The organism is Microbulbifer sp. VAAF005, assembly GCF_030012985.1.
In the GTDB taxonomy this organism is placed as follows: domain Bacteria; phylum Pseudomonadota; class Gammaproteobacteria; order Pseudomonadales; family Cellvibrionaceae; genus Microbulbifer.
Map to the genome: position 1 here is coordinate 14,013 of NZ_CP120233.1, position 14,055 is coordinate 28,067.

A 14,055-nucleotide genomic window follows, 5' to 3' on the forward strand; every position below is an offset into this window, starting at 1 on the left:
GCTATGCCCGCAATTATTAATTCAGGAGCCGCCTATATTGCGGCTAAGACTGGCGCCAATGAGCCGGTGGAAATTACTCAGTTTGTATTGGCTGATATTGATGGCTTGGACCATACGCAGTCCGTTAATTTGGCCGAGGTTATGCCAGCCGCTAATGAAATTGTGCACCAGGCCGCTGTATCACAAAAAGGCTATCTGACGCCTGACAAAGTGGTTTATTCACTGTCGATGGATACCGGGGACGGTGATTTTAATTTTAATTGGCTGGGCCTGGCTGCCAGCGATGGCACCTTAGTAGCGGTTGCCTATGTACCGCGCACATTAAAGACAGCAACCGCTAACGGTGTACAAGGAAATAACATTACCCGCAATTTCCTTTTGCAGTTTGCCGACGCGCAGCTGGCAACCGGAATCACTGTACCCGCCGAAACCTGGCAAATAGATCTAAGCGCCTGGCTAAATGCTATGGACGTTAGAGAGCGTGAAAGTAACCGGGATATATACGGACGCGCTAGTTTCTTTGGTGATGCCTGGAAAGTGGTTCTTGATGGCGGCGATTACAAAGTACAACCAGGTATTGGTTATATAGAAGGGATACGCATTGTAAACCCCTCTGAAATCGTTATTGCAGCACCAAGCGCTTTACCTAAAGAGTTGTGTCTTGATGTTTCACTACAAAAAGACGTTAACCAGGTATCCGCAGTTGTTACTTTTTTATGGGACACCCGGTGATTATGTAGACGGTGCTGGCGTTCAACATTATGTTGAAAAAATATCATACCTTTTAGCTACGGGTGATCCTGGAGATAGACGCACGGTATACGATGTAGACGATACGGGCTTGATCAACTTTATTCAGACCCGTACTAATCTTTATGTTTCCCAGCAGCAATACGCTTCTGAAACTGAGCACGGTATTGTCAAACGCGCAACTCAAACGCAGGTTTTAGAGCGTGCAGATAATGAAACGTATGTATCCCCAAAACAACTATGGGCGGCACTGGATCATTTAATACCGCTCAATGTCGGCGTTACTTGGCATGGGATAATAGATGATATTCCCGATGGCTGGGCACTATGTGACGGACAGGACGGGCGCCCCAACTTAATTAACCGTGTGATTATTTGTGCGGGTGATGAATATGAGCCCGGTGATACAGGCGGTGCTGATAAACCGAATACGGGCAGTGGTGGCAGTCACTCTCACAGCGCTTCAACCGGTAGTGCGGGCAATCACTCCCATGATGGTTCCGCGAATTCTGGGGGCAGTCATTCACACAGCGCGTCTACTGCTGATGCGGGCAGTCACTCGCACAGTGCTTCAACCGGTAGTGCGGGCAGTCATTCCCATTCAATTTCAGTTGCAAACCATACGCTATCAACTTCGCGGATACCCTCGCATGGACACAATATTAATAGCGTGCAGCTTCTGAGATATCCCGGTAATGAATCTTCCAGTTTTGGTCCTGACTATGATCCCAGCGACCGCGACGGCCTAACGGTTACAGGATCAAATAACGGTAGCGGTGGAGCGCACAATCACTCCGCTAGCAGTAATTCCACAGGTTCGCATACCCATAGCGTTAGCGTTAGTAGTTCAGGTACCCATAAACATACGGTTAGCGTCAATAGTGGTGGGAGTCACACCCATTCCCTTTCCATTGATGACGCTGGAAGTCATAGCCATTCTGTCAGCATAAATAGTAATGGCAGCCATACCCATTCCGTCGATGTACGCCAACGTTATTACGCGGCAGCCCATATTATCCGCATTGCTTAAGGAGCAGACATGCAGCTTTCAATAATTAATGGCGATGCCGGGGACGATACGACCATTATTAATGGCGTTGGTTTTCATTTTGACCTGGTGGGCCTCATCGATGATGCAATCTGGGCGGTACAGTGGAGTGATGAAGGTGAAAAGCCCGGTGGTGAGATTGAATACCGCGATGGTACCCATAAAAAAATTCGCTCTATTGCGCCGTTTAAAAAAATTATTGATCGGTGGCACGAAGAAAAAGCCAAGGTAGATGAAGAAGAATCAAACCGGCAGGAGTTTATGCAAAGCCGGCAATTTGCCCTGGACTTAATCGACAACACTGCCGGTAAAACGCGCTTGCGTTCTGTCCCTATCGGCTATGGCATGACGGATGAATATGCACGAGTAAGAGCAGAGGCGAAAAGATTTTTAGAGCCTGAATTTTCGGGTGATATTCCGGCGGTTATTCAAACACATTCAGACGTTGAGGGGGTATCCCCGCAAGAGTCCGCTGAGGCGATTTTATCGGCTGCCAACAAATGGGATAGCGCCTTAGACAAAATTCGCGATATTCGCATAAGAGCGAAGGCGAAGATCAAGCAAGCTGAAGAAGGGGAGAACTATATCGACATAGCGCGCCCGTTCTTAGAACAACTAAAGACATTGGAGTTTTAATCATGGGTAACAAAATCTGGGGCTTTGTCCGCTGGCACTTTGAGCCGCGCCACTTCACGACGCCGCTAGCGACTACCAACCATCTTCTCACGGTAGAGGTATTGGAGGGTGGACGCGGTGCAATTGTACGGGGACAAACCCATATCTTTATTTTTGGTGTTCGCGTGGCTTGCATTCAACGAACTGTGCCCTGGGAAAAATAATGACCTGGCAAAGCGCGGCAATCCAGTTCCCACCCAGTGCTCAAAGCCTTAGCGATGCGGTAGACGCTACGCTGGCACAGGGTAGTGGTGAAATTACCTCGGCCCTAGCGCGACTGGGGGATATTTCCCCCAGTTTTGCGGCAAACCCAACCGCCAGCACCGCAACCGGTAGCGCAGCCAATCAAAATGCCCTGGTTGACCTTTTCGGGGCTGATATGCGCGCGCTAGTGGTTCACCCCTACCAAGAGGGCGTTGGACAGGGGGAGAGCTACAGCAGGCACCTCAGCGCACCCAATGCACAACAGGCGCTTGCGGCAAAGCTGGGGGACGCCTGGGACAACTACAAGCCAAGCGGCAACCTGGAGGCCGTGTGCGTGCTTTTTGCAGAGCAAACCCTTGCCGCCTTCGCAACCCGACTAAAGGCGGTGTGTGGGTTATTCCCGATTTCTGAGCTTTGCGAGGCAGAGCACCGAGCGGAACAGCTGCTAAGGCTGGAGTCTGAAAAGTCCGTACTCCCTGGAGCGCCTTTAGGGGGCTACTGGAGGCCGCGCAAGCTTACCCAGTTGCAGACAGCCCGTTGGGCTTCAGAAGCCATAGGCGCGGAGATTGCGAGCGCTTACGGCTATGAAGTGGAGAACACCGACCCGCTTCAAGAGTTGCAAACCTTAGCCGCAAAAAAACAACAGTACCTGGATCAAGTGCGGGCTGACACTGCAAGCCTAGCCGCGCAGTTTGTCGGAACAGGTAATACCTATTGCCTATTTGCAACAGGGACAACCCGAGAGATTGCCAACCAGGTATTGGCGTCGAAGCCTTTTGACCATGACCACGTTTTTAGCGCAGCCATGTTATTTGCTGCGGCCCCTGGTGAGTTAACTATTCTGCGCGAGCTATTCGGATTATGAGATTAAATGATTTTACTCTGCGCGGTTCACAGTTGGCCGTTAATGGGGTTTTGCGTATCGAGACTGAATCACTGGGCGGGAATACCAGCAGCACTGAGCGTGCGCAGAACGGTATTAAACCAAAGGCATTGACGGTCTCTTTAGTCATCACTTTTGATAACGCGGATGACCTGTCCAGTTTATTACAGCAGGCAGAATCCGTAGATGAAAATGGAAAGCTGACGGTATTTGATATTGTGGACGATACCGCACGGGCAATGAATATTCGCCAAGTGCAATTTAATGAAGCTTTCAACGTGCGCGAGATGGTAGGTCAAAAAGCTTGGAGAATTAACTTTACTCTCTCCGAGTATTTATCCGTTCCCGAGAAAAAAGAGCAGCGCTTACAAACTGAGACCGCCCAACAACAGAGCGCCAGCGGTGAGGCTGTGGCCGAAACAGGGATAGACCGCCAAGAAGAAGCCGAAACTTTCACCGGCTTTGAAAAGGTTTTAAAGCTTGCTGATGACGCTTTAGCACCGGACGAAGAGGAAAGCCCCAGTGCAGTTGCATAAACGTCTAACCGTAAATGGTGAGCCAGTATCCATCATCAATGATGATGTGCGGCTAGATTTGTTTACACCTGGTAGAGCGGCTTTCACTGTGCGGAGTTCTGCCAACTTAAATGGCTTGGTGCAATTAGACTTAGGCTATAACCCCAATCAGCTACAGCGGTTTTTTATTGGCTATGTCGTGAATTGCACCACTGTTAATGGCGATCAAAAACTGATGTGCCGAGAGTTAACCGCCGCGCTGGCTAAGGTTGTGCCACTGGCAGAGCGCTATATCACCTTGGCGGGGGTTCTTGGGGTTATTTCCTCGCTGACAGGCTTACAGTTTGTTATAGGTACAGGTAGTTATACCGACAATAAAGCCCCGGCGTTTTACAGCATGGGGACTGGTTATTGGGTGATGGACCACCTGGGGCAAGCCTTTGACATTCCGCAATACACCTGGCAGCAACAGGGAGACGGCAAAGTCTTTGTCGGTAGTTGGGCGGATAGTTACTGGGCAGGCCGCCCCCTGGCCTTACCCAGCGGATATACAACGAACTTTGGAATATCTAACCGGGCAAAAATCGCCTGTATTCCAAGGCTGCGCCCCGGCGTTTTACTCAATGGACACTATGCAACCAAAGTAGAACTCTCTGGGAATTATATGAATTTAACTTGGAGCGCGGACCCTTGGACCAGCAAATAAAAAGAATTATTGCGCGGCTCTACCCTGAAATTAATAGCGGGTTACATTTGCCAATACTGGCAAAAGTGGTAGCGATTAGCGACCCCATGCAAAAGCAGGAACTAGCGGAAGAGTACCGCCCACGCTACGGAGTAGACGTACAGGTTTTAGCGCCTAATGGTCAGGCAGATGAACAGTTACCTATTTTTCGTAGTGTGCCGTTACCGTTGCAACATGCAGGCAATGAGCGCGGCACGTTTGGTTTCCCACAACCTGGGACGGTGGTTGAATTGGCTTTTGCCTATGGCCAGCCAGATCAGCCATTTATTAGAACAGTATTATCGCGGGGGGTTGGAGTTCCAGCGCTCGACCGTGAGGATTTAGCATGGCAGCAAAGCGACTCAGTGCGGCAGAGAGTGGACGCCCACGCAGAGTGGAGCCGGGAAACCCATGGGGATATTCGGGAAAGTTCACTACGCAGGATTATTAAGGCTGCGGAATTACAAAGCAGCTGTGACAACGAGTACCGGCAAGTTAAAGAGCACTCGATAGAGGAAATTGCCGGGGTTAAAATTATTGAAGTACTGGGCGCTTTGCGTTTGCTGTCGGGTGGTAGTTTAAATATTGGTGCGCTTGATAATTTGAACCTATCAACAATTAGCGATATTAACAGCTCAGTAGGTCGCGACCTAAAAGAGCAGATCGGGAATGTTCGAGAGTCTATCGCCAAAACACAGCAGAGCATAAAAGTTAGGGATGGTGGCAAGGCCTGGCTAGGTAGTGAATCTGTAAATGTACTTAAAGTACTGGAAGAGTTAATTGATGTAGTGTCGGCGCTCGCTGGTACGTTAGCAACTCACTCACACCCAGGCAGCGGACAAAAGCCAACCCAAGAGATTGCAATAACTGCACATCAAACTAGCGCAGACAATTTGAAAACGAAGCTAACGCCAATAGTGGCTTGAGCTGATTATTAAAAAGTAGGGGAACAAAATGAAAAGGAAGAACAACAGATACGCAATTTTTGCTGGCCGTGCCCACTTAATGAATGGTGGTGCAAACAGTTTTAAGGTGGCAGCACCTACCAAGAAAGAGGCAGTGGAGCTGGCGGAGGAAATTGCCCAGTCAGAAAAAGCTATTTTTTATAGTTGGTTGAATATCTTAGATGTCCAGACGGGGGAGATTACACGCTATTCAATATTACGAGGCGGGGTATTGAAAGAAAAGCAGTGTTTATAGCGGCCGACGGCGAGTTGATTTAATTTGGCTCGCCGTCAAGTATCTTTTAAAAGCTATCCTGTTTGATTTTCCCCCATAGGTTTCACTAGATCTCTTATGGGTATATATTCCAAAGAAATCAAACCTGGCTCGTATGTTAGATCATATCTCATTAATACATCAGCAGAGTTGAATCTAAAAATTGCTGTCTTTTTATTTTCGCTTTCTTTTATATTGGTCGTACGGTCAATTTTCCTTAGTGCCGTGTGATAAAATGATCCAATGGCAAAAGGGCGTACCGAGGTGACGCTTTCGGTGTAAGATATTCTATTTATCTCTTCGATAACTTTATCTATCGCCCTAATGGCTTCATCGAAGTTTATGTTTCTATAGCTGTTGAATGTGTATAGCTTATGGTCTTTTACATGGAGCATATTGTAAATATTTGCTAGCTTCTGGTAGTGATTGATAATTACTGCTTCGGAAATAAATCCTTGCCCTATATATTCTGTGTATTCTTCAATGATAGTTTCAATGCCAGCTTTGGCTTTTCGCACTATAGACTTTGCAGATATTTCTATTTTGAAATTTTTTATTTCATTTTCCGGGAAGCTATCACTGTAGAATGTATTTATATCTTTGAATTCTATTTTTAGATCTTCTTCGATACTTTTGATGGTTTTCTCGAATAAATTGCGGTGTTCAATGTAGCTTGAAAATGAAGATTTATTTTTCTCGTACTCTAAGACATCTTTTGCATGATCAAGCTGTCGGGCAGTTTGTTCGCTGCGAAATATCAAAGAGATGATTCCGATTATTGCTATGCATCCAGCTGCAACTTTGAACGCCGGGGAAAGGTATTTAATAAACTCCTGAACCCACTCTATCCCGCTTTGGTTGGAATCTGTTATGGGTCTTTCTATAAATAGTCCAGTCATCACCACAAGCATAAGCGCGGTAAGACCAATTCCGAGATAGAAGAAAAATAAATATCTGTGGTCTTCGGTTATTGTTCTTGCATTTGGTTGGTCTTTATTTTCTTTTGATCTATCTTTCATTCTTGCTACTTTATTTCCCTATTGGTGCGTTTACTAAGGTGAATGCTAGGTATTCTTTATTTTCAGAGTTAAAAGCCTGGATGTCTAAAGTTACCGTTTCATCTATGCGTAAAGCCACATTTGTAAACGGACTTCTGGTATGGCTGTAAGCTTTGTTTCCCCAAAAGCAAACTGCTTTAATTTTGTCTTCATGCTCAATTGAATTAACTGAAATTTCATTCTTGATAGAGGCTCCTAATATTTGGATTTCACATTTTCGTGTGTGTGATTCACCAATCCTAATAAATACGCCGCTTTCGTTATCCTTAGCTTCTAGTACTTTTAGACGTTTACTTTCAATTTCTATTAGGTTCTCTGTGGTAGGGTAGATTTTATTGGCTTTATTACAGCCGGTTAGTGTGGTTATGATTTGAGTAAGCACAATCATTCCTGCGAAGACGCGCATTATTAGTTCCCTCTGATTGATGGATAGCTAAAATCGTAACACTCAAAAATAATGTATTAAAATCTGTAGCACAGTAATAACTGTTCACCATCCGATTTCAAAATCCTTCAAAGCTTCCTGAAGTGATCAAAACGATCAATCCCCCTTGAACTCCACGATTTTCAAGGCCTACAGCTTATTCTGATCAGAAAACGTACCGTAAAAAGTGCCGCCGGTCACTCCTCCCCACGCCTGCCGATTTTTGGCGCTCTTTTAGTTGGTGAAATGGCGCAAGAGGCTAGAGCCTGAGCTGGTGCGGGGTCTACAGCCAATGGGGATTTCACAAAATGAAAGGTTTTGAAGCGCTTTGAACAGGTTTTTCACTGATCAGAACCTCAGAATACAGGTCCGGGCTACAAGGGAAGAGGGCGACAGGAGCATCTTTGTAGCTAGGGCTGTCGCGCTCTGGCTTGATTTGTAATGGCAGCGTTGGTCAGGCAGTTATCTTGTGCTTTTACCTTTCTTGACCTCAGCTAATGCCTTTGAGATTGCTTTCTTTGCCTTTATGTACGAACTCTTGGGGTCGGCTTCATTGGGCAGAACAGTGAACTGTTTTTCTTTGTCGGTTAGCGGCTTGTTACTCATCGTCATGGTCCTTATCGAGATCAATGATCATTTTTCCGTCTTTGTCACTTTTGCCGGATGCCAAGCCTTCAGGCTCTTTGATCTTGCCTTTCTCTGCTCTCATTTGTTGAGCCAGCTTCTTTAGCCCAGCTTTTGCTCGCTCTTCTTTGGAGAGCCCTTTGAGCTTCTCATCATGAACAGCATTGAAGTCTTTGATTTTGTCATTCATCAAATAATTCTCCGGATACAGCTGTCGCTTTTGGGGTCGTACTGGAACCCTTTGTGTTCATAGTAATCTCGGACATCACTATTTATGGGGTGCATGATTTTTACATGCGTAGCACCGAGAAGCGTGGCATAGGCGTATAGGGCCAAATAAGTTAGGTCTAAATGTGGTTCCCCAGCTTCTGGTGACTTCTCGATGTAGTCCAGCCTCAGCCCTGTAGCGTGATAGGTTGGGCGACCCATGGCAAAGCCTACCAAGCGGTTGCCAGACCAAGTGGCAGATTCAAATCGTTTAGGGAATTTGAGTTTCCAGCTTATCCAGGAGGAGGGCCAGTCCCAATTAACTTTCCTGCTAGGGTGATTCTCCCAGTACTGGAAAGCGGCATAGGAAGCGCTATCGACAAGTGCAAGGCGGGTATCTGGCAAGTCCAGCGCTTCATTAGCCATTTGGATTGATTGCCGTCTGAGTTCGGTATATCTGCGCTCTAGCTCCTCGCGCATGTTTAGCTTATAGCCCGCCATAAAAACTCCTTTTCAAATGGCTTTTCTGCTTCTTTCTTTCAGCTTGAAGGAGGGTATGGACGCCATGAAGGCATGTACTCCCCGCCTCCTTGGCAGCAAGAAATAATTTTACGTTGAGACTTTGTTGAGACCTGAACGAAAAAGGGCGGTACCAAGGAAATTGGTACCGCCCTTCGATGCTTGTAACTCTATGATTTACAAGACTTTGTATGGCGGTGGGGCAGGGATTCGAACCCTGGGACCTGTTACAGTCAACGGTTTTCAAGACCGCCGCTTTCGACCACTCAGCCACCCCACCAAATTGTGCTGCGCATTATACATGGCTTCCGGGGATGTACAAGCGCCATTTTGATTTTTTTTATATAGTTCAATAAGTTAGGTGATTTATTGACCAGCTCAAGGCTTGCTGTCAGGTTGATAAGGCCGCCCCGGCCATTGGCTGGGGCGGCTTGGCAGCTATCGCTTAGCTCGCTTCTGCAGAGTCGCGATCGATATCTGCGTTGGCATCAACTTCCACGGCCTTGCGGCTGATACGCGGGTCGTTGGCCGGGCGGGCGAGGGCACGCGGATTGTGCTCAATTGCTGCCGGTTGCGCGGTATCCAGCGGCTGCTGGGAGCCCACTTTGCGGTGCTCAGTAACAATTGAGAATTCACCCAGTGGTTTGGGGTTGATACGCGGATCATTTACTGCGCGTCCCTGGCTGGGTGCGGTCGGTTTCTCTTCGGAAGCTGCCTGCTCGGCGGCAACAATTTCTTCCTGAGCTTCCGGCTCACTGGTGCCTGCCTGTTCCTGTAAAGCTTCAGCTGCAGCTTGTGCTTCCTCAAGCACGATTTCCTCTGCTGCTTCTACTTCTGGCTTGGCAGGAGTGGTTTCAGCTTTGGGGGCAGCCGGAACTTCTGCCGTGGTGGCTTTTTGTTCTGGCGCTTGCTTTACGGGCTTGGCCGGCTCGGCAGCTGGCACAGCTGCTTTTTCTACCGGGGTAGCTTTGGGCTTGGGCTGTGTAGGCCGCTGTTGCTGCTCGGAGGCGGAAGCTTTGGCTGCCTGCTGAGCGCTCTGCGGTTGAGCTACAGGCTTCTGGGTCTCTCGTGCTTCAGATTTTTCCTCGTGAGCAGTTCGCACCGGCATTGTGATGGCGGGCTGAGCTGGTTGCTTGGGAGCTCTCTGAGGCTTCTGAGAGTCTTTTGCCTTGGGTTTGGGCGCCTCGGCACGAGCCTCTTTTGCGACTTCCTTGGTCTTGCGGACTTCGCTTTCAGCTTCGTCGATGGCTTCGTGAACTTCGCGATTCAGCTCTTCCTGGCTGTGAGCTACCGCAGTTGCTGCGGTGTTCTCACTGCGGCGTCCGCCGCGACGGCGCGCCTGAGGGCGGCCGCGCACATTGCTCGGGCGACGTGCTGGACGCTGCTGATCGGAAGTGTCTCCAGCCTGTTCGTTGGTATCAACGGTATTTTGGGTTTCAGCAGCTTGGGTGCGGTTGTCGCTGCGGCGGTTGTCGTTGCGGCGACGGCGACGTCTGCGCTGACCTTCACCTTGGCGATCGGAGGCGCTGTCATGCTCGTCCAGCTTGGCGCTGCGCTTATCTTCGCGTTGGTCGTCGCGTTTATTGTCTTCGCGGCGATCATCCTTGCGGCGCGCGGGGCGGCCACTGCGGTTGTTGCGATTTCCGCGCTGGTTGCGATTGCGGTTGCGCTGCTGGTAGTCCTTGCCACGGCCTTTGGACTTTTGATGCTTCTTCGGCTCTTCCTCTTCTGCGGTGAAGAAGGAGGCGATAGCACTAATCAATCGGCTGAAGAGTCCCGGCTCTTCCTTTTTCTCCGGGGTGGGAGCTGGAGCGGTGTGGGCAATTTGCTGCACGGCCGCTTGCGCTGAAGCTGGACGCTGTGGCTTTTCCTCTTTCTTGGTCACTGTCTCTTCGGCAGTGCCAGAAATCTTGTAGGAAGTTTCCAGGGTCGCGGTGTCATCGTCACGCAGGCGCTGAACTTCAAAGTGCGGCGTTTCCATTTCCGCGCTGGGCACAACTACTACGCGAGTGGAATTGCGGGACTCGATCTGGGAGATCGTTTTACGCTTTTCGTTCAGCAGGTAGGTCGCGACATTCACCGGGGTAATTGCACGGATCTCAGCGCTGCGCTCTTTCTTCGCTTCCTCTTCTACCAGGCGGAGAATGGAGAGAGCCAGAGACTTGGTGCCGCGAATGGTGCCTTGACCGCTACAGCGGGGGCAGACGCGGAAGGTGGTTTCACCCAGGGATGGGCGCAGGCGCTGGCGGGACATTTCCAAAAGTCCGAAGCGGGAGATGCGGCCAACCTGAACGCGGGCGCGGTCCATGCTGAGGGCCTTCTCCATGCGCTTTTCAACTTCGCGCTGGTTGGACTTGCTCTGCATGTCGATAAAGTCGATGACAACCAGTCCGCCCATATCGCGCAGGCGCAGTTGGCGAGCGATTTCATCGGCGGCTTCCAGGTTGATATTGCGCGCGGTCTCTTCGATATCGCCGCCCTTGGTTGCGCGGGAGGAGTTGATATCGATAGACACCAGAGCCTCGGTCACATCGATAACGATGGAGCCTCCGGAGGGGAGCTTCACTTCGCGCTCGAACGCTGTCTCAATCTGGCTTTCAATTTGATAGCGATTGAACAGCGGGATGGCGTCTTCGTAGTACTTTACCTTATTGGCGTAGTGGGGCATTACCTGGCGGGCAAACTCTGCGGCCAGCTCAAAGGCACCTTTGTCGTCGACAATAACTTCGCCGATATCATCGCGCATGTAGTCGCGGATGGCGCGGATGATGACGTTGCTTTCCTGGAACAGGAAGTGTGGCGCCTTGGAGGTATCAGCTTCTTCCTTGATGGCGTTCCAAAGTTGCAGCAGGTAGTTGAGGTCCCATTGCAGCTCGTCACCGCTGCGGCCAACGCCGGCGGTGCGTACGATGATGCCCATGCCCGAAGGGACGTCTACACTGGCCAGTGCGTCGCGGAGCTCGGAGCGCTCATCACCTTCAATGCGGCGGGAGATACCGCCGGCACGAGGGTTGTTGGGCATTAACACCAAGTAGCGGCCGGCGAGGCTGACAAAGGTGGTGAGGGCAGCGCCTTTGTTGCCGCGCTCTTCTTTGTCCACCTGGACGATAACTTCCATGCCTTCTTTGACAACATCTTTGATTTTGATGCGGCCTTCGATGTCTTTGGGCTGCTTGAGGAAGTACTCGCGAGAGATTTCTTTCAGGGGGAGAAACCCGTGGCGCTCTTCGCCGTAGTCGACGAATGCAGCTTCGAGGGAGGGTTCTACGCGGGTAATCTTACCTTTGTAGATGTTCGCTTTTTTCTGCTGGCGGGTTCGGTTCTCAATATCTAAATCATAGAGCCACTGGCCGTCGACCAGGGCAACACGCAACTCTTCAGGTTGGGTTGCGTTGATTAGCATTCTTTTCATGCGTGTCGTTTTCCTTGCGTTGCGCAAAGGTGTGACACCGCTACTCACAGGCTTGCTTGTTGGCTGCCAGGTGGAGAGGACCACCAGGCAGGGCAGGGGAAATAAGGTATGCCAGCTCTACCGCGCCATGGATCTATGCGGCTTGTTGAGACTGGCGTTTGCCTATTATTCGCTCTGCAAAAACTCCGGATACGCGCTGTTATTGTGCTATCCGTTGGTACCTTTAATACCTTTTGTTAGTACTGCCCTGTACCTGTGCTGCAGGCTTCTACAGCAGGGTTGGGCGCCGCCCCTTGGTTTGTTTCATATGCTGGGCGGCAAGGTTTGCGTCAATCATCAGAGGTTCTGCAGTTCAGCTTTTGGCTGATACCCATTCTTCTTAATTTTTTTACCAGGCTTGCGGAAGCTGTGCTGCCCTGGTTGCCAGTTCGGTTGCTGGCTCGTCGTATTCTGCAAAACCGGACGCAAGTTTGAGTCGTCCTTTCAAGCGCTGCGGGTCACGGCCCGTCTTACCTTCGCGATAATTACCCGCATAACCGCGGGCTGTTGTTGCCGGTGAGCTCCCCTCTGGTTCTGGTAATTGGGGGACATCTCAACGGCTAAGTTTTATCAATGACGCGGCATCCCCGCGCACCGACCGAATGGGGTATTTTCGTTGGGGTCACGGCTATCTCTTCATGTGGGAAGTCGCCTTTGACCGAAAATACGCCGAATTCAGGCCGGCCGAATATAGCATGGGCAGGGAGGTGCTTCAATTGTATCCCTGGCAACGCTATGATGCGCGTCATGCGAAGTATACCCCACCCTAAGAAGGCTCCGGCCGAGACCTCATCAAAGACCTCGAATCCATCTGGCGGCGTGCAGCTTTTAACTGTACCTGAAGAGCTGGCGGGACAGAGGATCGACAATTTCCTCCAGGCGCGCCTCAAGGGTGTGCCGCGTTCACGTATATACCGAATCCTGCGTAAGGGTGAGGTAAGAGTAAATAAAGGACGAATAAAGGCTGAATACAAGTTAAAGGCGGGCGATGTGGTGCGAGTGCCGCCAATTCGTGTTGCCGAGCAGGCTGAGACCCCTCTCGCTGGTGAATCTCTGCGCCAGCTGATCCAAGAGTCCATACTTTACGACAAGCACGGGCTTATGGTGATCAATAAACCGTCGGGCCTTGCGGTCCATGGCGGCAGTGGTGTCAGATTAGGTCTGATTGAAGTTTTGCGCCAGATGTTTCCGCAAAGCCCGTTTATTGAGTTGGTGCACCGCCTTGACCGGGATACCAGTGGCGCCATCATGGTGGCCCGCAAGCGCGCGGTATTGCAGCATGTTCAGTCGGAGTTGCGGGCGGGAAAGATCGGTAAATCGTATCAGGCATTGGCGGTGGGCAAGTGGCCCCGAGGTCGCCGCGTTGTTGAGGCACCTTTGCGCAAGAACACATTGAAAAGCGGCGAGAGAATGGTGTCAGTGCACCCTGAGGGCAAGCCTTCAGAGACTCGCTTTAAGTTGATTGAGAGATTTAAGGCGGCGACTCTGCTTTCCGCAGAGCCGGTCACCGGGCGAACACACCAAATTCGAGTTCATGCTCAGTTTGTTGGTTGCCCTCTGGCGGGCGACAACAAGTACACCTCGGACGAAGTCAATCGTGAATTTCGTGGTCGCGGTCTGAAGCGTCTCTTTTTGCACTCGGCTTCAGTGCGCTGCTCTTTGCCAGATGGCTCCAAGGTTGAGGTGGAGGCTCCACTCCCTGCGGAGCTGGGTGCAGTGCTGAATAGATTAAGGGAAGAGTAAGGCGTTCTTTTG

Annotated in this window: 15 protein-coding genes and 1 tRNA gene; 10 read left to right on the forward strand and 6 right to left on the reverse strand. The window is 50.2% G+C overall.

The features are described from left to right. The first annotated feature begins 3 nt into the window (after positions 1-3). The 9 genes from P0078_RS00100 to P0078_RS00140 are packed head-to-tail and all read left to right on the forward strand — an operon-like array spanning position 4 to position 5,999. On the forward strand, positions 4-732 hold the full coding sequence (locus tag P0078_RS00100) for a phage tail-collar fiber domain-containing protein (RefSeq protein ID WP_282932456.1): 729 nt from the start codon (positions 4-6) through the stop codon (positions 730-732). After that, entirely contained in the window at positions 704-1,780 is a 1,077-nt protein-coding gene (locus tag P0078_RS00105; RefSeq protein ID WP_282932457.1) for a hypothetical protein, read from the forward strand. The genes P0078_RS00100 and P0078_RS00105 overlap by 29 nt, the downstream gene beginning before the upstream one ends. 9 nt (positions 1,781-1,789) lie before the next feature. Further along, positions 1,790-2,434 (forward strand): hypothetical protein, encoded by a 645-nt coding sequence (locus P0078_RS00110; RefSeq protein ID WP_282932458.1) that lies wholly within the window; start codon positions 1,790-1,792, stop codon positions 2,432-2,434. A gap of 2 nt (positions 2,435-2,436) precedes the next feature. Then, positions 2,437-2,637, forward strand: coding sequence for a hypothetical protein (locus P0078_RS00115; RefSeq protein WP_282932459.1), 201 nt, complete (start codon positions 2,437-2,439; stop codon positions 2,635-2,637). Then, on the forward strand, positions 2,637-3,542 hold the full coding sequence (locus tag P0078_RS00120; protein WP_282932460.1) for a hypothetical protein: 906 nt from the start codon (positions 2,637-2,639) through the stop codon (positions 3,540-3,542). The genes P0078_RS00115 and P0078_RS00120 overlap by 1 nt, the downstream gene beginning before the upstream one ends. Further along, positions 3,539-4,096, forward strand: coding sequence for a baseplate complex protein (locus P0078_RS00125; RefSeq protein ID WP_282932461.1), 558 nt, complete (start codon positions 3,539-3,541; stop codon positions 4,094-4,096). Before P0078_RS00120 ends, P0078_RS00125 begins: the two co-directional genes overlap by 4 nt. Next, on the forward strand, positions 4,083-4,781 hold the full coding sequence (locus P0078_RS00130) for a hypothetical protein (RefSeq protein WP_282932462.1): 699 nt from the start codon (positions 4,083-4,085) through the stop codon (positions 4,779-4,781). The genes P0078_RS00125 and P0078_RS00130 overlap by 14 nt, the downstream gene beginning before the upstream one ends. Continuing rightward, the gene (locus P0078_RS00135; RefSeq protein WP_282932463.1) at positions 4,766-5,725 is read left to right on the forward strand and encodes a hypothetical protein; all 960 of its coding nucleotides are present in this window, start codon (positions 4,766-4,768) and stop codon (positions 5,723-5,725) included. The genes P0078_RS00130 and P0078_RS00135 overlap by 16 nt, the downstream gene beginning before the upstream one ends. 28 nt (positions 5,726-5,753) lie before the next feature. Next, the gene (locus P0078_RS00140) at positions 5,754-5,999 is read left to right on the forward strand and encodes a hypothetical protein (protein WP_282932464.1); all 246 of its coding nucleotides are present in this window, start codon (positions 5,754-5,756) and stop codon (positions 5,997-5,999) included. A gap of 53 nt (positions 6,000-6,052) precedes the next feature. On the opposite strand, the gene P0078_RS00145 is transcribed toward P0078_RS00140, so the two are convergent. The 6 genes from P0078_RS00145 to rne form a co-directional block, all read right to left on the reverse strand. Next, entirely contained in the window at positions 6,053-7,036 is a 984-nt protein-coding gene (locus tag P0078_RS00145; protein ID WP_282932465.1) for a hypothetical protein, read from the reverse strand. 10 nt (positions 7,037-7,046) lie between these two features. Beyond that, positions 7,047-7,481: a hypothetical protein gene (locus P0078_RS00150; protein ID WP_282932466.1), complete on the reverse strand. Its 435-nt coding sequence runs from the start codon at positions 7,479-7,481 to the stop codon at positions 7,047-7,049. Positions 7,482-8,097: 616 nt separating this feature from the next. After that, entirely contained in the window at positions 8,098-8,313 is a 216-nt protein-coding gene (locus tag P0078_RS00155) for a hypothetical protein (protein ID WP_282932467.1), read from the reverse strand. Then, a complete protein-coding gene (locus P0078_RS00160) occupies positions 8,313-8,831 on the reverse strand; it encodes a hypothetical protein (protein ID WP_282932468.1) in 519 nt (172 codons plus the stop codon). Before P0078_RS00160 ends, P0078_RS00155 begins: the two co-directional genes overlap by 1 nt. Before the next feature lie 210 nt (positions 8,832-9,041). Then, a tRNA-Ser gene (locus P0078_RS00165) sits at positions 9,042-9,129 on the reverse strand. A 165-nt stretch (positions 9,130-9,294) separates the two neighbouring features. After that, positions 9,295-12,261, reverse strand: coding sequence for a ribonuclease E (rne, locus tag P0078_RS00170; RefSeq protein ID WP_282932469.1), 2,967 nt, complete (start codon positions 12,259-12,261; stop codon positions 9,295-9,297). 786 nt (positions 12,262-13,047) lie between these two features. On the opposite strand from rne, the gene rluC reads away from it, so the two are divergent. Continuing rightward, a complete protein-coding gene (gene rluC, locus P0078_RS00175; RefSeq protein WP_282932470.1) occupies positions 13,048-14,043 on the forward strand; it encodes a 23S rRNA pseudouridine(955/2504/2580) synthase RluC in 996 nt (331 codons plus the stop codon). Positions 14,044-14,055 lie beyond the last annotated feature (12 nt).